This window comes from Marinobacter sp. ANT_B65, assembly GCF_002407605.1.
GTDB lineage: Bacteria > Pseudomonadota > Gammaproteobacteria > Pseudomonadales > Oleiphilaceae > Marinobacter.
This window is the reverse complement of the sequence record NZ_NXGV01000001.1, coordinates 256,357-276,960: the sequence shown is the minus strand read 5'-3', so window position 1 is coordinate 276,960 and position 20,604 is coordinate 256,357. Positions and strand designations below refer to the sequence as shown.

Annotated in this window: 18 protein-coding genes; 7 read left to right on the top strand and 11 right to left on the bottom strand. The window is 53.8% G+C overall.

Annotation, left to right across the window (positions count from 1 at the left end; translation table 11 throughout):
• The first annotated feature begins 722 nt into the window (after positions 1-722).
• The 5 genes from CPA50_RS01255 (at position 723) to CPA50_RS01235 (ending at position 8,396) form a co-directional block, all read left to right on the top strand.
• Positions 723-2,096: a TolC family protein gene (locus CPA50_RS01255; RefSeq protein WP_096780683.1), complete on the top strand. Its 1,374-nt coding sequence runs from the start codon at positions 723-725 to the stop codon at positions 2,094-2,096.
• Positions 2,093-3,259 carry an efflux RND transporter periplasmic adaptor subunit gene (locus tag CPA50_RS01250; protein WP_096780682.1) on the top strand — a complete coding sequence of 389 codons (1,167 nt, stop codon included), beginning with the start codon at positions 2,093-2,095 and terminating at the stop codon, positions 3,257-3,259. Before CPA50_RS01255 ends, CPA50_RS01250 begins: the two co-directional genes overlap by 4 nt.
• A complete protein-coding gene (locus CPA50_RS01245) occupies positions 3,252-6,419 on the top strand; it encodes an efflux RND transporter permease subunit (protein ID WP_096780681.1) in 3,168 nt (1,055 codons plus the stop codon). The genes CPA50_RS01250 and CPA50_RS01245 overlap by 8 nt, the downstream gene beginning before the upstream one ends.
• Positions 6,413-7,102 carry a response regulator transcription factor gene (locus tag CPA50_RS01240; RefSeq protein WP_096780680.1) on the top strand — a complete coding sequence of 230 codons (690 nt, stop codon included), beginning with the start codon at positions 6,413-6,415 and terminating at the stop codon, positions 7,100-7,102. Before CPA50_RS01245 ends, CPA50_RS01240 begins: the two co-directional genes overlap by 7 nt.
• 118 nt (positions 7,103-7,220) lie before the next feature.
• The gene (locus tag CPA50_RS01235; protein WP_179397129.1) at positions 7,221-8,396 is read left to right on the top strand and encodes a sensor histidine kinase; all 1,176 of its coding nucleotides are present in this window, start codon (positions 7,221-7,223) and stop codon (positions 8,394-8,396) included.
• A 477-nt stretch (positions 8,397-8,873) separates the two neighbouring features.
• On the opposite strand, the gene CPA50_RS19300 is transcribed toward CPA50_RS01235, so the two are convergent.
• A complete protein-coding gene (locus tag CPA50_RS19300; protein ID WP_143750713.1) occupies positions 8,874-9,134 on the bottom strand; it encodes a hypothetical protein in 261 nt (86 codons plus the stop codon).
• Positions 9,135-9,948: 814 nt separating this feature from the next.
• On the bottom strand, positions 9,949-10,896 hold the full coding sequence (locus tag CPA50_RS01220) for a LysR family transcriptional regulator (RefSeq protein ID WP_096780676.1): 948 nt from the start codon (positions 10,894-10,896) through the stop codon (positions 9,949-9,951).
• A 158-nt stretch (positions 10,897-11,054) separates the two neighbouring features.
• Here CPA50_RS01220 and CPA50_RS01215 point away from each other — a divergent pair, with 158 nt between their 5' ends.
• Together CPA50_RS01215 and CPA50_RS01210 are read left to right on the top strand one after the other, a co-directional pair.
• Entirely contained in the window at positions 11,055-12,515 is a 1,461-nt protein-coding gene (locus tag CPA50_RS01215) for an AMP-binding protein (protein ID WP_096780675.1), read from the top strand.
• A 23-nt stretch (positions 12,516-12,538) separates the two neighbouring features.
• Positions 12,539-13,507: an NAD(P)H-dependent flavin oxidoreductase gene (locus tag CPA50_RS01210; protein ID WP_096780674.1), complete on the top strand. Its 969-nt coding sequence runs from the start codon at positions 12,539-12,541 to the stop codon at positions 13,505-13,507.
• Positions 13,508-13,592: 85 nt separating this feature from the next.
• Here the strand turns inward: CPA50_RS01210 and CPA50_RS19395 are convergent, their stop codons facing one another.
• The 9 genes from CPA50_RS19395 to CPA50_RS01170 all read right to left on the bottom strand — a co-directional run bounded on the left by CPA50_RS19395 (position 13,593) and on the right by CPA50_RS01170 (position 20,603).
• Entirely contained in the window at positions 13,593-13,748 is a 156-nt protein-coding gene (locus CPA50_RS19395; RefSeq protein ID WP_179397128.1) for a hypothetical protein, read from the bottom strand.
• Between the two features lie 114 nt (positions 13,749-13,862).
• Positions 13,863-14,816, bottom strand: a complete 954-nt coding sequence (locus CPA50_RS01205) for a DMT family transporter (RefSeq protein ID WP_096780673.1) — start codon at positions 14,814-14,816, stop codon at positions 13,863-13,865.
• 2 nt (positions 14,817-14,818) lie between these two features.
• The gene (locus CPA50_RS01200; protein ID WP_096780672.1) at positions 14,819-15,622 is read right to left on the bottom strand and encodes an ABC transporter permease; all 804 of its coding nucleotides are present in this window, start codon (positions 15,620-15,622) and stop codon (positions 14,819-14,821) included.
• Positions 15,622-16,485: an ABC transporter ATP-binding protein gene (locus tag CPA50_RS01195; protein WP_096780671.1), complete on the bottom strand. Its 864-nt coding sequence runs from the start codon at positions 16,483-16,485 to the stop codon at positions 15,622-15,624. The genes CPA50_RS01200 and CPA50_RS01195 overlap by 1 nt, the downstream gene beginning before the upstream one ends.
• A 68-nt stretch (positions 16,486-16,553) precedes the next feature.
• Positions 16,554-17,549, bottom strand: a complete 996-nt coding sequence (locus CPA50_RS01190) for an ABC transporter substrate-binding protein (protein ID WP_096780670.1) — start codon at positions 17,547-17,549, stop codon at positions 16,554-16,556.
• Between the two features lie 304 nt (positions 17,550-17,853).
• Entirely contained in the window at positions 17,854-18,507 is a 654-nt protein-coding gene (gene wrbA / locus CPA50_RS01185; protein WP_096780669.1) for an NAD(P)H:quinone oxidoreductase, read from the bottom strand.
• Positions 18,508-18,514: 7 nt separating this feature from the next.
• Complete coding sequence (locus tag CPA50_RS01180) at positions 18,515-18,979, bottom strand: nucleoside deaminase (RefSeq protein WP_202971748.1); 465 nt, start codon at positions 18,977-18,979, stop codon at positions 18,515-18,517.
• A 69-nt stretch (positions 18,980-19,048) separates the two neighbouring features.
• Positions 19,049-19,834: an ABC transporter permease gene (locus CPA50_RS01175; RefSeq protein WP_096780668.1), complete on the bottom strand. Its 786-nt coding sequence runs from the start codon at positions 19,832-19,834 to the stop codon at positions 19,049-19,051.
• On the bottom strand, positions 19,815-20,603 hold the full coding sequence (locus CPA50_RS01170; RefSeq protein ID WP_179397127.1) for an ABC transporter ATP-binding protein: 789 nt from the start codon (positions 20,601-20,603) through the stop codon (positions 19,815-19,817). Before CPA50_RS01170 ends, CPA50_RS01175 begins: the two co-directional genes overlap by 20 nt.
• Position 20,604: the final 1 nt, after the last annotated feature.

The window sequence follows — 20,604 nt, the reverse complement described above, 5'->3', positions numbered from 1 at the left end:
ACCACCGGGTAGTTCTGTACGGTTCGCATGTTCGGTACCCCTAAAGGGGGGGGGGCACCGAACGAACATTGCGGGACACCGAACCACCGAACCGAACAAAAAACATCCTCGGTACCAAAACCTTTGGGACACAAAGGATTCCGGTTATTCGCTTTCCCGAACTATCGAACCGAATAATTCCGAACTTCCAGATGAGGAAAAAAGATAGTTCGGTTGGATTTCCGAACTATCAGAGGGGAGGGTTAATCAAGAATCGGATCATTCCGGTGGATTTTTATCGCTTTGCCTTCCTTGGACACGGTGATCAATTCCTGAACTTCAAAATGCTTTCTGGCTTCCGATACCCGCGCGGGATTTATTCCCTGACTGACCTGCTCCCCTCTAGCTTAACCGTTTTCAGCTTAGTAATGTTCATCACAGTAGAGGACGATGAACATGAAAAAGCGATCTTCAGACGAGCAGATCATCAACATTGTTTTTCTGCGTCTCATCGAGTGAGTGGCATAGACGGAGGGATCAAGCCCAATGCTCCCGGTCCAAAACCTCTCCATTTCTGATGGCTCGTTGTAGAGTTTGCCGCCTGCAATGGGGCCAAGCAGCGATTTCGCATGATGAATTTGAAGCAAGACCATGAAGACCTTAACCCTCCATTAACCCGCCTACAGATAGTCTGAATCCAGTTGCTTACCGCAGGTTCAACTGCGCTAGATTGGATTTTGTTTATGTGTCGCTTCCCCTGCTTGAAAGCATTACCGATTGTCCTGTTCTGGCTGGCTGCTGCCGGCTGCAGTTCGTTCTCCACAAGCCCGGATTATCTGGCTCAGGCCGATTCTGACCATCAGAACCTTGTCTCCTGGTCTGAGCTGGACGAGGGTTCCGAAACCGCCTACCTGGATGATCTGGTCAATAGCGATGCTCTGAGCGCGCTGATTGCCGAAGCGCGCGAAGCTAACCCGGATCTGGGGCAAACGCTGCTTTCCCTCGAAATTCTCCAGGCTCAATACCGGGCGACTCGGGCTGACCAGCTGCCCGAGGTCGATGCTGGCTTCGGCGCCAATAAAACGGAAGACCTCGATACTTCCTACACCGGCAGCATCAGCGTCAGCTGGGAACTGGATTTGTGGGCGAAGATCTCTGATAAGGCGTCGGCAGCTGAGAGCGATGTCGCCGAACAGCTGGCTCTCTACCAGGCTGCCCGGGATACGCTCGCAGCCGAGGTTATGCAGGGCTGGCTGAAGCTGGTTAATCTGAATCGATCTGTTGCTATCGCAGAACAACGCGTGGAACTGCTTGAAAAAAACGAACAGTGGATTCTTCAGCGCTACCGATCCGGATTGGGTGACCTTGAGGACCTCGACAGTGCCCAAAGCTCGGCAGCCAGTGCCAGAGCGACGCTGTTTGCCACTCAGGAATCCCTGCAGCAGCAACAAAGAGCTTTGAACCTGTTGCTCGGCCGGAGTTATGGCAGCACGGCCATTGCCGCCGACTACCCGCAAGTTCTTTTGCCCCTTGCCGGCCTGGCCGACCAGACGTTACAGCGCCGACCAGACCTTAAAGCGGCCTATCTGGCCATAGAAGCAAGCGACTTTCGTACGTCTGTTGCCTACAAAGAAATGCTGCCATCGATCAGCCTGGGAGCGGCTCTGAGCGACACAGGCACATCACCAGGCGAGGCTCTGTTGAAAAACCCGGTTTGGTCATTGCTCGGTCAATTAACGGCGCCTTTGTTTCGTGGCGGTGAGCTGAAAGCCAATGCGGAAGCCGCCGAACTGACCACAGCCAGGAGCTATCAGGCATACCGGGAAACCTTACTGAACGCAGTGCAGGAAGTTGAAAATGCAATCGGCCAGGAATCAAGCCTGGCCAAACAGCAACAGCAGATAGACAGCGCATTGCTGAGTGCCCGCCGCAACTATGAGCAGTACCAGCAGAAATACCGGAATGGTCTGGTTTCTGTACTCGACCTACTCGAAGTGCAACGGCAGACCTTTGATCTGGAATCACAACTTAACGACTTAATCTACGAGCGTCTGAGCAACCGAATCACACTCGGGCTTGCACTGGGGCTGGGCATCAAGGAGACCGATCAGTCATGATCCGACCATACGCAAAATGGCTTGTTTTGTTGGCCGCCGTTGGCGTGCTGATCACCGTATTCCTTTATAACGGTCAGAAGCTTCAGGAACAGGAAAGTCGATCACTGCCCGCGAAAGAGGATGGTGGTATTGCACCGGATGTCGGTGTTATTCCGGTAATAACAGGATCTCATGCCGTCAACGTTGAAGCTTTTGGTGCGGCCAGATCGCGATATGAGATAACTCTCACTGCCCAGGTTTCCGGCCAGGTCTCTGAACTGGCAAGCGCGTTTGAATCCGGACGTATCGTCAGCAAGGGCGACCTCCTTTTGGCATTGGAAGACAGCGATTATCGTGCAGCGCTTGCCAGTGCAGAAAACGATCTGGCCAGTGCGCAGGTAGATCTTCTCGAGGCCGAAAGAGAAGCAGAGCAGGCCGTTCTGGAGTGGAAGGCTTCCGGAATGACCGGCGAGCCTGACTCTCCATTGGTGCTGCGTGAACCTCAGGTAAAACAAGCACGGGCGGCAGTCGCTAACGCCGAAGCTGCGGTAATCAGTGCCAAAAAAGATCTGGCACAAACCCGTGTTAAAGCGCCTTTTGACGCGCTGGTTGTCAGCCGCTCAGTTTCACCGGGCAGCTATTTGCAGGCCGGTAACGACATAGCTGAACTCTACAGTGCGGACCGAGTCGAGATCTCTTTGCCTTTATCTCAACTCGACTGGCAGAAGCTGCCGGATATCGAAGTTCTGGATAACGGTGAATGGCCGGTAAAGCTGGTTTCTGTTGAAACCGGACAGCAATGGCAAGGTTATATCCAACGCACGCAACTGCACCTGGATGAGACAAACCGACAGCAGTCAGTGATCGCAGCTTTAGATCGGCCGCTGGAGCAGGCCAGCATGCTGGCGCCCGGCACATTCCTCAGGGCGGAAATCGAAGGCCGTGAACTGAGCGATCTCTGGCGCCTGCCTTCGTCCTCACTCAGCCAGCGAGGGGAAGTCTGGTACGTAAACGATGGCGTTCTGGCCAGATTCTCCGCAGACCCGGTTGCCAGTGATGAGCAGGCCATCTATATCCGTCCACCGGCCTCGCTTTCCGGCCAAACTGTGAACGTGCTGACGCATCCATTGAGCACCTATCTGCCAGGCATGGCTGTTCATCCGGTGGAGGCGTCCGATGACTGATCAAAGCTGGAACAAAGGCATCATACCCTGGTTTGCCAATAACCCGGTTGCGGCCAACCTTCTGCTGATCCTGGTGATCGGCCTTGGCGTTCTCCAGGTTGGAGACCTTCGCAAAGAAGCATTTCCGAGCATAGAACCAGACAGCATTTCTGTCTCGGTCACCTATAACAGTGGCTCAGCACAGCAGTCGGAAGAAGGGCTGGCTATCAAGATCGAAGAACAGCTGGAAGATGTTAACGGCATTGCCGACATCACCAGTACGTCTACCTCCAGCGGCACAAAAGTCACAATCGAAAAGAAAAGTGATTACGACCTGGATGTGTTGCTGCGGGACGTAAAAAACAAAGTGGATGCGATTTCCACCTTCCCGGCCGATGCCAAGAGCCCGGTTATTGAAAAAGCGGAACGTGAGGAGCACTCGCTCTGGTTGCAGCTCCATGGCGAAACCGACCGTCACACCCTGCAGCAACTGGCCGAAGAACTGAAATCTGACCTGCTGGCAAAGACTGACATCAGCCGGGTCGGCAAATCCGGTTGGCTTGACCCCATGATGTCGATAGAGATTGATGAGGGGCGTTTACAGGCCTACGGTTTGTCCCTGTCGGATGTCGAGGATGCGATCAATCAGGGCTCCTCCAGCACCATGACGGCGGTTCTGAAAAATGAACAGGTCTATCTGCAACTGAAAGCCTCGCAACAGGCTTATCTGAAAGAAGAATTTGCAGCCATTCCTCTGATCACCAGCAGCGATGGTGCGATTGTCGCCCTGGGTGATCTCGCTTTCATTAACGACACCTACGATGATGATACCGCGGTGCTGTCCCGCTTTGCCGGCGAAAACAGCATTGCTCTGCAAGTGATCACCACCGGCCTGGACGACATCACCGAGACGGTTGAAGCGGCCAGGCAGGTAGTCGAAGAATGGCACGGCAACGGAGCTCTGCCACAGGGCGTAGAGCTTACCAGCTGGTACGACCGGAGCACCTCTATCAGTGAACGGCTGGACCTGCTCGTCACCAACGCACTGACCGGCATTTTGATGGTGTTCGTTCTTCTGGCGCTGTTTCTGAACCTGACGGTGGCGTTCTGGGTATCCATGGGGCTGCCATTTATCTTCTTCGGAACCCTGTATTTCATGGGCGACCGGTTTGCCGGTCTTTCACTGAACGAGTTCACCACCTTTGGTTTTATCATGGCGTTGGGAATTGTGGTGGATGATGCCGTGGTTGTGGGTGAAAGCGTTTACACCGTGCGCAAACAGGAAGGCGACACCCTTCGCAACACGATTCGAGGCACCCTGCGAGTGGCGGTACCGACACTCTTCGGCGTGTTTACCACCGTAGTGGCCTTTTATTCCCTGTCGAATCTCAGCGGCAGGCTTGGGCAGATATACGCCCAGTTCGCTACCGTCGTCACTATTTGTCTGCTGTTGTCCATCGTCGAGTCGAAACTCATTCTGCCGGCCCACCTCGCACACCTGAATACCCACCGCAGAGCCAGCAAGAACCCGCTCCTTGAAATCTGGCAACGTATCCAGCATGGAGCCGATTCCGGTCTTCAGTGGTTCAACGACCGGATCTATAAAACCGTTATCGATTGGGCTCTTGCTTACCGGTATGCCGTTCTGGTTTTATTCCTTGCGCTGTTTGCACTGGTTATGGCGATGCCTTTTAACGGTACCGTCAAGACCAGTTTTTTTCCGAACATACCTGGCGACACAGTCCAGGCGAGCGTCAGCATGGAAACCGACGCCAGTTTTGGCCTGACTCACTCCGCCCTGCTTGCTCTTGAGCAAAAAGCTCATCAAGTGGATGAGCAGCTCATCAAGCGCGCCAACGTCGACGCAGAAACCGGCATTGCCAACCTGCAGGTACTTTCCGGGAGTGACCAGTCCGGCACAGTCACGGTAGAACTGGCATCGGACTCCCCGTACGATATCAATACCTTTTCCAACCAATGGAAACGCATCGCTGGCCTGCCGGAAGGTGTGCGCACCCTCAGTGTCGCCAGCCGGCGCGGAACGGTAGACGCACTTCGTATTGAGCTGAGGGCTTCTGACGATGAATTGCTGACAGCAGCCGGACGGGATATCAAGGAACAGCTCGCAACCATCCCGGCGATCAGTGGCATTGAAGACAACATCGAAGCCAGCCAGCCCCGCCTGTTCCTGGAACTTAACGCGCAGGGCAAAGCCCTGGGGTTGAGCACGGATACGCTGGCCCAGCAGGTGCTTCAGGCTTTCAGTGGTCAGGTGGTACAACGCTTTCAGCGCAATAACGACGAAGTAGAGGTTAAAGTCCGCTACCCGGAAGGTGCCCGGGAAAACCCTACGGACGTACTGAGTGCCAACATCCGGACAGACGACGGCACAGTGCTACCCCTGTCCAGTGTCGCTACAGTCACCTACGGTTATTCCAGGGATACCATTACCCGTATTGACGGCAAGCGGGCGCTTTATCTCTCTGCTGAAGTGGACAAGGATATGTTGTCGGCTTCCGAACTGGTCGCCAACCTGCAGAAGGATCTGGTTCCGACACTGGAGCGGCAATACCCGGGGTTGGATATCAATTTTGCCGGTGAAGCGGAGGAACAGGCAGAAACACAGAACTCGATGGTGCAGGTGTTCATGATCGCCATGCTGGTCATCTACATGCTGCTGGCAATTCCCCTGAAATCCTACATTCAGCCCGTTCTGATCATGACCGCCATTCCATTCGGAATCGTCGGAGCCATCCTGGGGCACTGGATGAACGATCTTTCCATCAGCATTCTATCGCTCAATGGTATTATTGCGCTCAGTGGTGTTGTCGTGAATGACAGTCTTTTGCTGGTGTCTCGTTACAATGAACTGAAACCCGATGCAGACCATCAGATCGAAGCGATCAGTAAAGCCTGCAGGAGCCGTCTGCGTGCGGTTCTTTTGACGTCGTTCACAACCTTCGCCGGCCTTGCGCCTCTGCTGTCCGAAACATCAGCGCAGGCACAGTTTCTGATACCGGCCGCCGTGGCGTTGGGATACGGGATTATGTTCGCAACCGTCATCACCCTCATTCTGATACCTGTACTGGTCGCTATTCAGCACGACGTGACCGAAAGGTTCACAGATATTCGCCGCTGGTTTACTGTGAGGCCAGGTAAACAAGAGTCCGATCCATGCTGAAATTGTTATTGGCCGAAGACGATCTCGACCTGGCTCAGACGTTGGTGCAATACCTGGAGCTGGAGGGGTTCATCTGTGACCATGTCAGCAACGGTATTGCAGGGCTCAATCTGATCGAACAAAACAGCTACGACGTGCTGTTGCTGGATATTAACATGCCTCGCCTGGACGGCCTTGGCCTTTGCCAGCGTTTGCGGGAGCAGGGCAACGATACCCCCGTACTGATGCTGACAGCCCGCGACCAGCTTGACGATAAGTTGCAGGGCTTCAACGCCGGCACCGATGATTATCTGGTCAAACCCTTTGAAATGGAGGAGCTGTTGGCCAGAGTCCGAGCGCTTTCACACAGGCGCAGCGGTCAGATCCAGAAGCTCACCTGCGGTGATCTGCAGATGAACCTCAGTGAGAAGAGCGTGCAGCGAAACGGTCAGGCCCTGAAACTGTCGCCCACGAGCTGGCGCCTGCTCGAACGCCTGATGCGTGCCTCACCGTCCCCGGTATCTCGTGAAGAATTAATGGATTCGGCCTGGGGGGATGACCACCCCGATAGCAACAGCCTCAAGGTTCATATTTACAACCTGCGCAAGGCCATTGATGGCCCCTTTGCCGAACCGCTGCTGCACACCATCAGCGGAGCCGGCTTTGCTCTGAGACCTCCCTGCGCAGATAAAATAAATGTTTAGATACAGGATTAGCCTCAGAGCCGTTCTGATCGCTTCTTTTGTCGCTTTGGGGCTCATTCTGGTCGCGGCTTATACTCTGGTCGCCAAGGAGCATTTTATCCGGGGGCTGGATGCGGCGATGGCAGGCAATATGGAAAAAGCCGCCCGAACATTCAGTGAGGTGATTGGCGCAGGGGAAAGCGAGCAGGTCAGAGAGTTCAGCGGTTTTGACGTTGCAACACAATGGGCTGACATGCCGGATTATGCTCTTGCTGCTTTCCCGAGTGGGCCGGGCCAATCAGGCCAGTTGCTTAAGCAAGCAGACAGCGCCTGGCTCAGCCGCCCGAGGTCGATCATCTTTGCGATGCGCGACGATACCGCTCACGGCCCACTTTACCTGAGTCAGAAAGTGACACCTCGACAAGCCTCGGGGGTGCTACCTCAAGCCTCCCGGCAAAACCGAGTGTTCACGCTGACCGTCAGTATACTGGTGATTGGTTTTATTTCTATCGTTGGCTGGCTGCTCCTCTGGCACGTGTCTCGCCCTATGACAGCGTTGCGCGCCTGGACTCATTCCCTCGACAACGACAAACTCTCAGACCCAGTGCCGGATTTTTCTTATCCTGAGCTGAATGAAATGGCGGAACTTATCCGAAACAGCCTCTCCTCGGTGCAGCAAGCGGTAGACCGTGAGCGGCGCTTTCTCAGACACGCAAGCCATGAACTCCGGACACCGATCAGCACCATCCGCTCGAACATCGAGCTACACCGAAAGCTAACTCAAACGCGAGAAAAGTTAGCGGACGAGCAAAGCATCGTCGATCGTATAGACCGCGCCAGTCTGACTATGAAGCATCTAACTGAAACGCTGCTCTGGCTGAATCATGAGCCAGATACACCGCTTCAGTCCGAGGCTGTCGATTTGCCTGCGCTGATACGGGAACTGGCTGGTGAAATGTTGTATCTTTTGGCAGGGAAGCCCGTAACCATGGAGATTAGCACCACCCCACTTAGTTGCACGGTACCTCTGGTGCCAGCACGAATTATTCTGGGCAATTTGATTCGGAATGCCTATCAACACTGTTGGGAAGGCACTGTCGTTATCGAACAACAGGGGAGCCGTATTTCGATCAGCAATCCCGTAGAGTTAGAAGGGGCTATTGGGTCCACAAAAACAGCAGCAAATACTGGTTACGGGCTCGGACTGGAACTGACGACAAAGCTCAGTCAGCAGATCGGATGGCACTATACATCCACTCGCCACGACAACCTCCATTGCGTGACGGTTGAAATTGGAGCCCGCCTCGATAATTAGCAACTGCCCTCAATTTAGAGCCGACCGATTAAATGATGATCGGAATGGTATTTTTACATATTGCTGCCGTGGTACGTGGCCCCTCCTATGTGGCCAGACCGGTTCAATGCGTTGGAATGCTGGATTGAGCTCTTGGCTGCTTGGGTGTAATCACACCCAGATAATAATCGAGGTCATGAGTAGACTGGACTTACCCCACAGAAACGACTCAGTTGAAGTGAAAGCAGGTGCAGGTCATATTCGGTTCAGATAAAGCCCGCCTTGTGCGGGCTTTGTTGTTTCTGGCATCCACAAAGTGTCCACCCGCAATTATGGCCCTGACCTGTATGTGTGACTAACGCGTTTGGGCCCGCTACTTCCTCAAAAAGGGCTTTCTCATAGAGAGCATTTTGCAGCTTTGAATAGTTCGTAGGGCTAGGATCCTGGTTGTACCTTCCCTGGGCCTTTCGCGCCAAATGACATTTTTCATTCCACTTCTCATGCATAGCGGCATTGCTCATAAATCACTCCTTCTTTTTTGAATGCCCAACAACCATAGCCGATAGTTAAAGGATTGATCTCGACAACTTTCTGCATGAATTGTGGCGAAAGATGGCTATACATCATCGTGAGTTTAATATCCGAGTTGGTTCGGTTTGCTCCATGATAGAGAGGGACATCGCGGGCACCAAAGGTGTTGTATTTGGTGACAGTGATTATCAGAAACCGGAACATTCGGGACTTGTCATCTAAAGACAAAGACTAACACCAGCCTCTAGGTGTCAACGCAGTATCCACCCATCTGTGGTTCCATGCGGCACTCAGTGGCCCGTTAATGTCGGCAAGTGATTGACTGTGAAAGAATGTGGTTCAGTGAGGTGGTTATGACACGGGTTAAAAACCCTGATGTCAGTGGTTTGATAGCGTCATTGCCCCAATAGGCATTTGCGCGAGTATTCCAGGCTGATTTCTCTACGCTCTCGCCTCAACCGGTTCACATAATGCGCTTTTCCTCCTGCCCGGAGTAAAGAGTCGTAGTGATCAATGCGATCTCGTACTCGATCACAATACAGCTCGTGTTCTCGTTTTTCTTCAGTCTCACGCCTCTCTTGCCGCTCCCCCTCTTCGAGTTGTCTTTGTTTTTGATAGGTAGGTTTTGCCGCCTGGGAACTTGCCAAGGCAACTATGTTGCTACTGTCCCGGCCTGAAAGGCGTTCGTAGCGTTTACAGGCAGAATTTCGATGAGCCTTACTCTGCGATGCCCCGTCTTTCTTATACTCAGCACTCCAGAATTTGCACAGATTCAGGCTTGAATTTATAGCGGCTTGATTACGGCGTGCGGAATTGGACGTGCCAGTTCCTCTGGACGGGGAACCAGACACCTGTGGCTGGCCCGATCGACGCGGCTCCACCTTCATCGGCTTCATATCTGAGGTTCGGGGCTGTATAGGCGAGCTTGACGAGTTGCCCTCGCCCCCCGGGCTATATGCCGAAGCTGCGAGACCAAAATAGGTGGAATGGACTCCAAGTTCGAACAGGAGCTCCTGGCCGGCGTATTCCGTTACGGACAGACTCAAACAGAACCTCCAAACTGCCCCTTCATCACCTTGCCCACAACACCCTCTTCCGAAAATGACTCTTTGATAAAGTCCAGGAGCGTCCTCACCGTTTGCGATGGGTACAAGCTGGGGGCTGTTATCAGAAACATCTTGTCGCCCCACATTTTCGGATCCGAATCAAACCCCTTCAGTGCCCTGAGCAAAACCCCACTCTTCAACTCTTCACTGATCAGATAATACGGAAGAACGCCAATACCATTCCCCAGGATAACGGACTGTTTCAGGAAGTTCATGTCAGCACACTGCAGTTTCGGCATCACCTCGACTACATGCCGTTGCTCTGAATGCTGGGAGAAAAAGCTCCAGATAAGCCGGTTGTGTCTTACCGGCGGCGTCACCAGGTAGTGCTCAGACAGATCAGCAGGCACTTTTGGGCTGCCATACTGCTCAATATAACCAGGAGAAATACAGGGAACCCACTCGATTACTGACAGCTCTCTGGCCACGTAGTTTTCCGGAGGAGCGTTGGCAACGCGAATAGAGATATCCACCTCTTCCTCCAGCAGATCCAGAATCTGGTTATTGAAGGTTATCTGCATGGTCACCCCTGGGTGCAGCTTGCAGAACTCCAGCAAGGCTGGCCCCAGAGTCAGTTGCCCAAGGCCGATTGGCATACTCACCCTCACATGGCCTCTTATATTCCGCCCCATATCCTGAACGGTAGCCTGGAGCGCCAACAGCTCCTGTGTGACTTTCACTGCATGCTCATACATAGCCCAACCAATTTGAGTTGGCTCCAGCTGACGTGTCGTTCGCCTGAGTAGCTGCACACGAAGATCCGACTCCAGTTTTTTTAACCGGCGACTGATATTTGAGCGGCTGGTGTTCATCCGAAGGGCTGCAGAACTCATACTGCCCGACTCAACGATGGCCACTAATGCCTCCAAGTCTTTGATATCCAATAGATAGCCCTTATTGTTGCTGATTTGGAAACAGTTTGGGGTTAATTTGATGCATTGTCGAGATTCAGAATCGTGCCCTAAAGTGTCGCTACTCTAAACCTCTACTCTGGCCGCAATGCGAATGCATTGGCGGACTATCAAAAACAACAGGAAATCAAATGACTGCTGCACTCATCTTTGAAGACATACGCCGCTCAGGATCTGATATTGACTTACGTGGGCTGAAACTTGCCGGCGGGCTGACAGAACTGGGGCTGAATGAGGGTGACGTTGTTGCTGTCATGACGAGAAACCACCCGGCGTTTATGGACATCATGGTGGCATGTCGCACGATAGGCATATATCACTGCGCGATCAACTGGCATTTCAAGGCCGGCGAAGCGCGCCATATCATGACCGATTCCGATGCCAAAGCCTTGATAATCCAGTCGGAATTCCTGGAGGAAATTGAATCCGTCATTCCGGAAGGCATACCCGTTCTGGTTATAGATTCTCACGGTGGAACTCACACAAACTACGAGGACTGGCTGAGCAAACAACCTGTCTACAGCGGTCCCGAGAGAAGCCCCAGGGGCATGATGCCTTATACCTCTGGCACCACAGGGAACCCGAAAGGGGTTCGCCGCCTGCCCCTCGACCCTTCCTTCCTGCCATTGATGAGAGAGCTTGCAGAAAAAGCCTGGGGCGTTATACCCGGCGCAAGAACACTAATGCCGGCACCGCTTTATCATAGTGCGCCCAACAACATGACACTGCAGGCTTTGTTATACGGCGAATTGCTGGTACTGACTCAAGGCTTTGATGCGGAAAATATTCTGCGCCTCATAGAGCAGCACAAAATTACAACGGTGTACCTCGTCCCGATCATGTACGTGAGGCTCCTGCGCCTGCCACAAGAGGTAAAGCAGCGATACGACATATCATCGGTGACATTCGTTGCCTCTACCGGTTCGCCCTGCGCACCCGAGTTGAAAGCATCCATGATTGAATGGTGGGGAGCCGTCATTCACGAAACATACGCCTCCAGTGAAACCGGAATGCTCACCATCCAGCACCCCAAAGATGCACTCAACAAGCCGGGAAGTGTTGGCAAGCCGGCGCTGGGTGCCGAGGTAAAAATCATTAATGAGGAAGGCAACGAATGCCCTGCCGGCGACGTTGGAGTCATCTACGGACGGCAGCCCGCTTACCCGGACTTCACATACCAGAATAACCAGCCAGCAAGAGATAAAGCCGCGCTCGGCCGTCTGGTAACCGTAGGTGACATGGGCTATTTCGACAATGATGGCTATCTGTATGTATGTGACCGAATCTCAGACATGGTCATTTCGGGGGGCGTCAATATCTACCCGGCTGAAATCGAAAACGTACTGCTGGAACTTGAGGGCGTTCAGGACTGCGCAGTAATCGGAATTCCGGATCAGGAATATGGCGAATCGCTTGTCGGGCTGGTTAAATTCCACAACCCTACTAGCGATACAGTCGCTGAAATCAGGACCCATCTGGAAAACCGGCTCGCAAAATACAAAGTACCCCGGACAATCAATATCGTCGACAGCATTGCCAGAGACGATAACGGAAAGATCTCCAAGAAAAAGATCAAACAGCAGTTCATTTAATACAAAAACAGGAGTTCAGGAAAATGAGCCTTCCAGATAGCCTCAGAGATAAATTAGCGCTGCCGGTGATCTGCTCACCGCTGTTTATAATTTCCACCCCCAGGCTCGTTATCGAACAGTGTAAGGCCGGCCTTGTGGGATCGTTTCCGGCGTTGAATGCGAGGCCTGCAGAGAAGCTGGATGAGTGGTTAACTGAAATTGAAACCGAGCTGGCTGCCTACCAGGCGGAAAACCCGGACGCCAAAGTCGGCCCCTATGCCGTCAACCAGATTGCCCATGGCTCCAATGACCGGCTTGAGCATGACATGGAGGTCTGCGTAAAACACAAGGTGCCGATCATTATTACCAGCCTGCAGGCATCGTCTATGGTGATAGAGGCAGCGCACAGCTACGGAGGCCTGGTGTTTCACGATGTAATCAACGTGCGGCATGCAAAGAAGGCGCTGGCTGCGGGGGTTGACGGTCTGATTCTGGTAACCGCGGGGGCCGGAGGCCACGCTGGCACATTAAGCCCCTTTGCCCTTTTGTCCGAGGTTCGCAGCTTCTTTGATGGTCCGGTCATTCTGGGCGGCTCTATCACCAAAGGTAACCATATACTGAGTGCCAGGGTGATGGGTGCAGATCTGGCTTACATGGGCACACGGTTCATTGCCACTCAAGAGGCCAATGCCGACCAGGCCTATAAAGACATGATCGTGCAGTCCTCAGCGTCTGACGTTGTTTACAGCAATCTGTTTACCGGGGTTCACGGCAACTATCTGCGGGGCAGTATTGAGAACGCCGGGCTTGACCCAGACAACCTGCCATCTTCTGACAAAAGCAAAATGTCGTTTGGTTCGAAAGGCAGCAGCAAGAGCAAGGCCTGGCGTGACATCTGGGGCGCAGGTCAGGGCGTTGGAGGAATCTCAGAACTAACAACCGTTGCACAGACTGCTGCAACGCTAAAAGATGAATATGAAACAGCGCTTCAAAACATCAGCCGTGACAACTGAACCAAGCCAGCCGGAGCATTCAACTTCACAGCCTTAGCGGTATAAGAGCAGCAACACAAATGAAGGATTTTCGTAAAACAGCCTCTCAGGCAGCTTTGCGAAAATCCTCCATCCGTACACTCTTGTCGCGGTTGCGGCGGTATTTGCTTTTATCTTCAACCACACGCATCTGGTATTTCGGTGTTCTGAGGTCCCGCTGCACAGCGCTGTGCTGAGTGGGCTTCGCTTTCTTTTTCGCCATCGTAATCTTCTCCATTGGCTGTTGGTTCGTACCCTCCGATTATAGCACCGGAGGGTTCTTCACCAGCGTAAGGAGTAACACCCATTCCATACGGGCCTTGCGGGCAACTTCATATCACCTCGGTATACCTGAGGCCCGCATTCGTGCCAGCCGCCAGTCGGTCAGCCCCACAAGGACGATTCCCAGGCCAATCATCAGGAACCCGAACACATCGTGATAACCCGGCATTTCCCCCAGAAGAATGGCTGAAGAAATAAGCCCCACTGCCGGAACTGCTGCGGAACTCAGCGACATGGTAACTGCAGGCAAGGACCGGATGGCCCCGACTTGTGCAGCTACGCAGACGCCGGAGGCCAGAGCACCGCTGAACAGGATATTAACCAGAAAACCAGGCTCCCAGCGTATGCTGGCCGTGTCTTCCATAATCAGGGACAAGGGTACGAGAAAGACCAGGGAAGACAGCAGCTGCCAGGAAATGAGCGACAGGACATTGCCATGCCAGCGGTGTTTGCGAACGTGTATCAGCCCGGCTGTCCAGACCAGTGTCGCCAGCACAATCAGTGACCCTCCGAACAAAGTGCCTTCGGAACTCCAGTCCACATCCAGAGGGTTGAAAATACTCATCAGCCCTACCAGACCAAGAGCTGTACCGACCACTCTCGGTGCGGTCAGCCTCTCGCCCAGAAATATCGCAGCCGCCGGAACCACCCAGATTGGCGAAGTGTAGGCCAGTATGGCCGCCCTGCCCGCCGGCATAAACTGCATTCCCATGGTGACCAGGGTGATAAACCCCATGTTCTGGAGAATTCCCACGGAAAACACTACGGGCATATCTGCACGGTGCGGCAAACGGAGAATCCCCATGGCGCCGGCAATCACGAACATGGTAATCGTCCCGATAGTCATCCGAAGAGTCGTATACAGGAGCGGCGGGCTGTATTCGAGCCCCATTTTCATAATGGGGAAGTTGATTCCCCAGGTCAGAGCGGTGAACGCCAGCAGCAGGTACCCGTTACGCCAGGCGTAGCCCGCGCCCGCCGCAGGCATGGATTCGGCGAGGCGCGACATGCTCAGTGTTCAACCTTGAGTGCACTTTCATGCCAGTTACGAAGAGCCCGGTCAGACATCCAGACCATGGCTGCAAACAGAATAATCCCGGTTAGCGTGATCAGAATCAGTGCCGCAAACATCTTGGGGATCTGCAGGTTGTAGCCGGACTGCAGGATCATGTAGGCAAGCCCTGCTTTGGCACCACCGGTACCTGCAACAAACTCTGCAACCACCGCTCCAATCAGGGCCAGCCCGGAGCTGATCCTCAGGCCCCCAAAGAAGTACGGCAAGGCACCGGGAATCCGCAGGCGTACCAGTTCCTGCCAGCGGCTGGTCCGGTACATACGGAACATGCTCAGCAGGTTGGGATCAACACTGCGCAGTCCAAGCGTGGTATTGGATATGATCGGAAAGATGGCAACGATCACGGCACAGATGGTCAGCGCCCAGGTCGTGTCGTCTACCCAGATGATGATCAGGGGCGCAATGGCCACAACCGGCGTTACCTGCATCAATACCGCGTAAGGAAACAGACTGACCTCAATCCATTTGCTTTGTACAAACAAGAGGGATGCCGCAACACCTGCTATCACAGATATCACGAAAGCCAGAAAGGTAACCTTCAAGGTCATCAACAAGGCACCAAACAGGGAACTGAAATCCGTTACCAGGGATTCAGCAATATCTACAGGGCTGGGCACCAGATATTTCGGTACATCGAAAGCCATAACACTGATCTGCCAAAGCAGCAGAACCAGAACGCCTACCACCAGGGGTGCAGCAATCTGGACAAAACGTTCATTCCGTATCAGTGGCGTACTCATCAGCAATTCTCCTTGCTCTCACCCATTCCGCTGGCACGTTCAAGAGCCTGCGATACCTGCCGGCAGTAGCCGGCGAATTCCGTTGATATCCGGAAATCCGGAGATCTGGGATAAGGCTTGTCAATCTTGATGTCATCCACTATCCGACCCGGGCGTGCGGCCATCACAACCACCCGACTGGACAGATAAACCGCCTCATAGACGCTGTGGGTAACAAATACGATAGTCCAGCCGTTCTCTTTTTTGAGTTTCAGGACATCGTCGTTGAGTTTGTTCCGGGTCATCTCATCAAGGGCGCCAAATGGCTCATCCATCAATAACAGATCAGGCTCGGTAACCATTGCCCGGGCGATGGAAGCGCGCATCTGCATCCCCCCTGAAAGTTCCCGAGGAAAGCTCTCGTCAAAACCCTTAAGCCCCACCATCTCGAGCGCGTCATCAACTTTCTTTTCCGACTCCGCGTTGTTCTCATGCTCCAGGTCCAGTGGCAGACTTACATTCTTGCGTACCCGTGCCCAGGGCATCAGCGTGGCATTCTGAAAAACAAAGGCCAGCTTGCAGCCTTTGCTGCCAACTACATCGTAATCCTGCTCCCACCATTTCACAGTGCCGGTAGTCACTTCACCCAATCCGGCCATGATGCGTAGCAGGGTGCTTTTACCACAGCCTGAAGGGCCTAGCAGACTGACAAACTCTCCCTGCTTTACTGTCAGGCCGGCCCCTTTCAGGGCTACAGTGCCATTGGCATATACCTTATTAACGCCTTCCACCTGCAGGATCGGACGGGAAGAGGCTCCTGCCTCAGCAACACTGGATTCCGGTTCCGGCGCCGGATTCAGCGGTGTAACCTTGGTAGCTGTCATCGTAATTTCTCCGTGGACAGCCGGGCTTGTTTTCCGCCCGGCATCAGGGGTATAGGGCTAACAGATGCTTATGGCAGCACCGGCGTCTCAGGCAGGAACTCAAGCGTGTAAACATCGCTCATGTCGAGATCGGCAGATGCCAGCCCAGCCTCTACCATGAAATTCTTGATCCTGGCCCAGCGCTCGTCAGTCATCACACCAATGCCCTTGGTTTGCGCATCGCCACTGGTAACAAGCTCATACTCCTTCATTTTTTCCAGACCGTAAGCGAGCTGCTCCGGTGTCATTTCCGGGTTCTCCTGCATGATCAGCTCATTACCCTTGGCCGGGGACTCAAGGTAGCTTTTCCAGCCTTCCATACTGGCCTGAACGAAGCGTTTGACCACATCCGGACGCTCCTCGATCATGTCCGTGGTGGTTTCAATGGTGGTTGCATAGGGAGGGTAACCATAGTCAGACAAAAGAAAGACGTTAGGCTCTATGCCGCCTTTCTCGATGGCAAACGGCTCAGAAGACAGGTATCCCTGCTGCACAATGTTCTCGTCAGTCAGAAACGGCACTACACTGAAGGTGTATGCGTGAACCACATCATCTTCGAAGCCGTACTCAGCTTTCAGCCACGGCCAGAACGTAGAGTGTGCAAAAGTCGCCAGATAGACAGGCAGGCCCTCTTCCTTGATCTGCTCTAAGGATTCAACGTGTGGATGCGCAATCAGAGACTGGGGATCACCCTGCATCGAGGCCGCTACCGTTTTCACAGGCAAGCCCTTCTCTACAGCATTTATATTGCCGATCGGATAACCCATAAGCAGATCGTAGCGCCCGCTTACCAATAGCTGGGTTCCGTTTACCTGCGGCCCTCCCATCTTGATTTCCACATCCAGGCCATAGTTTTCATAAATGCCGGTGGCTAGTGCCTGGTAGAAACCGCCGTGTTCGGCCTGGGCGTACCAGTTGGTTCCAAACACTACCTTGTCCAGTTCCTCAGCGGATACCGGGGAGAAAGCGACCAGTCCAGCTATTAAGAGGGAGCCAGCAGAGGCTGCTTTGAATTTACGCTTCATGGGTACTCTCCTGAGTTCGAGGACGATATCTATTTAATTGACCACTTGATCAACTTTTTAAAGCAACCCTCATGCCACTCAGGAATTTAAATGAAAACTCCCTGTTTTCAGTAGGTTGAGAAGCCACAAAAGGTCTTGAGGCGCACCACATTGGACCTGTTTTCAGCCAACTGCTCTGGTTTTGTGCGTGTCAGAACCCATCCCGCGCCAAGGGCCCCGGCAAAACAAAAAGGCAAAAGAAAAGCCGCCCGAAGGCGGCAAAGGGACACAACATAACTCTCAGAATCTTACCGGTGCCTGGGCATCAGACTGAATAGGCAGCAAGCTCTACGGATGCCGGCTCAGGTTTGACCCAGCCGGCCAGCCGGGCCACCCGGGCACCAAGGGCCCGGGCTATTGCCCGCTCATTTTCATCTACGCCACGGGTGCCATCGAAGCCCGTCACTGTGGTGGCACCATAAGGGGACCCTCCCTTATCGGTATGCACCAATTCCGGAACACTATGGGGCACACCCGCCAAGACCATGCCGTGTTGCAAAAAAGGCAACAGAAGAGTCAGCAAGGTGACTTCGTTACCGGAATGCATGCCGCCACTGGAGGTAAATGCCGCTCCGACTTTTCCTATCAGTGCTCCCTGTCGCCACAGCGGTGCCACCTCATCGATAAACGCACGAAGCGGCGTGCTCATAAGCCCGTAGCGGGTAGGTGATCCCCAGATAATTCCCTGAGCCCACTCGAGATCTGCAGCTGTAGCCCGGGGCAGCTCTCTGTATTCCTTCTGGGCGGCAACAAAGTCAGGCCGTTCCACATCTACACTGAACTCCGGCTCGACAATCGAGACCCGGCACAGACGAACCTCCGCACCTTGCGAAACAACACCATCGGCAATAGCCCGCGCCAGAGCCAGAGTGCTCCCATAGCGGGAATCAACAATCACGGTTACACGGCTTTGAGTCATAGCGTCTTTATGCTCCGTGGTTCTGCCAAAAGGTTTGGTGTACTTGCGCAGCTTCGTCTTCCAGTACCGGCCCAATAACTTCAACGTCCCGCTGGCCAGACGCAAACACCTGTCGGCAGGGCAGATCCAGAGTCGGGTTTTCGGGATGATTACCGGTAATCATCTTCAGCTGATGCTCGCTGACCCCGTAGACCAGGCGGCCCAATCCGGCCCAGTAAGCCGCACCGGCACACATGCAGCAGGGCTCGGCGGAAACATACATGGTGCAGCCGGCAAGAAAATCCGGACGCCAGGTTTTGCTCGCCCGGGTCATCAGTACCCGCTCAGCATGCCCGGTCATATCCTGATCTGGCAGGTAGGCATTGCCCTGCTCCATAAGAACATTCCCTTCGCCGTCCGCCAGTATGGCTGCGAAGGGGTGAATTCCCTCTGTCGCCAGTTTATCGGCCAGCCCAATCACCTTGTGCATCATAGCCAGGTCGGTATCGTTCAGTTTTTCCAGTTCAGACATATCATTAATCCTGATTTATACCCCGTAGCCTTATTTTTTAGGCAGGCTCCAGGGGAAGAAAATTTGCTGCGTCCACTGCACAGACTTGAAGAGCAACAGGCTGACTACTGCAAGGAAGAACAGGCCGGCGAACGCCTGAGGAATCCGGAAAAACGAGGTAGAGAACTGAATGAAGTAACCCAGCCCCTCTTCTGCCGCAACGAACTCCGCAACCACGGCACCGATAATAGCCAGAGTGATCGCCACCCTCAGCCCGGTGAAAATGTGCGGAATGGCATAAGGAATACGGATTTGCCATGTCTCGCGGCGAGTAGGTGCATCCAGTGACCGGCTCAGTTCTATCAACTCCGGAGGTGTCTCGTTAATTCCCGTAGCCGTAGATACCACCAGTGGGAAGAAGGTCAGCAGGCAGGTAATCAACACTCTCGATGGATCGTCAGACCCCATCAGAACGATGATCAACGGCGCTACGGCCACAACAGGTGTGGACTGGATAACCACCAGCAAGGGATAGAGGGTACGGGTCAGCAATTCTGACCGCATCATGGCAATCGCGATGGGAATAGCGACCACAATGGAAACCACGAATCCCATCAAAGCCACTCTCAGGGTCGCCCACAAGTGCGTCATCCAGCGGCTGAACTCAACCTTGAAGAAGGCGTCAACAATAGCTGACGGTGCCGGCAACACATACTCAGGCAGTGAGAAAACCCGGCACACCAACTCCCACAGCAGGATCAGGGCAATAAAAAACAACCAGGGCGCAGCTGCAAGCACAAGGCGCCTGGTTTTGGGATCAGGCTGCTTCAGGCTCATAAATGTGCTTCCTCAGACGTTCTGTAAGTTCCGCGAACCGAGGTTCGGAAATGGTATGCCGGGTCCGTGGACGGGGCAGATCAACATCCAGCATCTCCAGCAGGGTTCCGGGGCGTTTGCTCATCACCAGGACACGGTCTGCCAGCAGTACCGCCTCCGCAATCGAATGAGTAATGAACAGCACCGTCTTGGGGTTTTCCTCCCAGATTTTCAGCAAATCAAAACCAATCTGTTCCCGGGTCATGGCATCAAGTGCGGAGAAAGGCTCATCCATCAAAAGGATATCCGGGTTGAGCAACAGCGCCCGGACAATCCCGACCCGCTGCTGCATACCGCCCGACAATTCGTCAGGCATTTTCCCGGCAAAGCTTTCCAGCCCCGCCATCTCAAGCAACTCATCCGCCCGCTTCTCATCTTCATGGCTGTAGCGGCCATACTTGTGTTTAAGCGGGAAGAGCACATTCTTGCGGACATTCAGCCAAGGCAGCAGCGTGGGTTTCTGGAAAACGATACCTACATCATCCCTTGGGCCATCCACTGGCCGGCCAAAAACAGAGACTTCTCCCTCTGTCGGTTTCAGCAAGCCGGCAATCATCCTCAACAGGGTCGACTTTCCGCACCCGGAAGGGCCGACGACCGCTACGAACTCATGCCTCTGAATATCCAGATCGACGCCGGTCACCGCCATTGGCGTCGACGGGTCCGGGTCGTACCTGTGCCCGACTCCGGAGAGCCGGACAAAAGAGCGGTTGGTGGCGGTTCCGGTCATA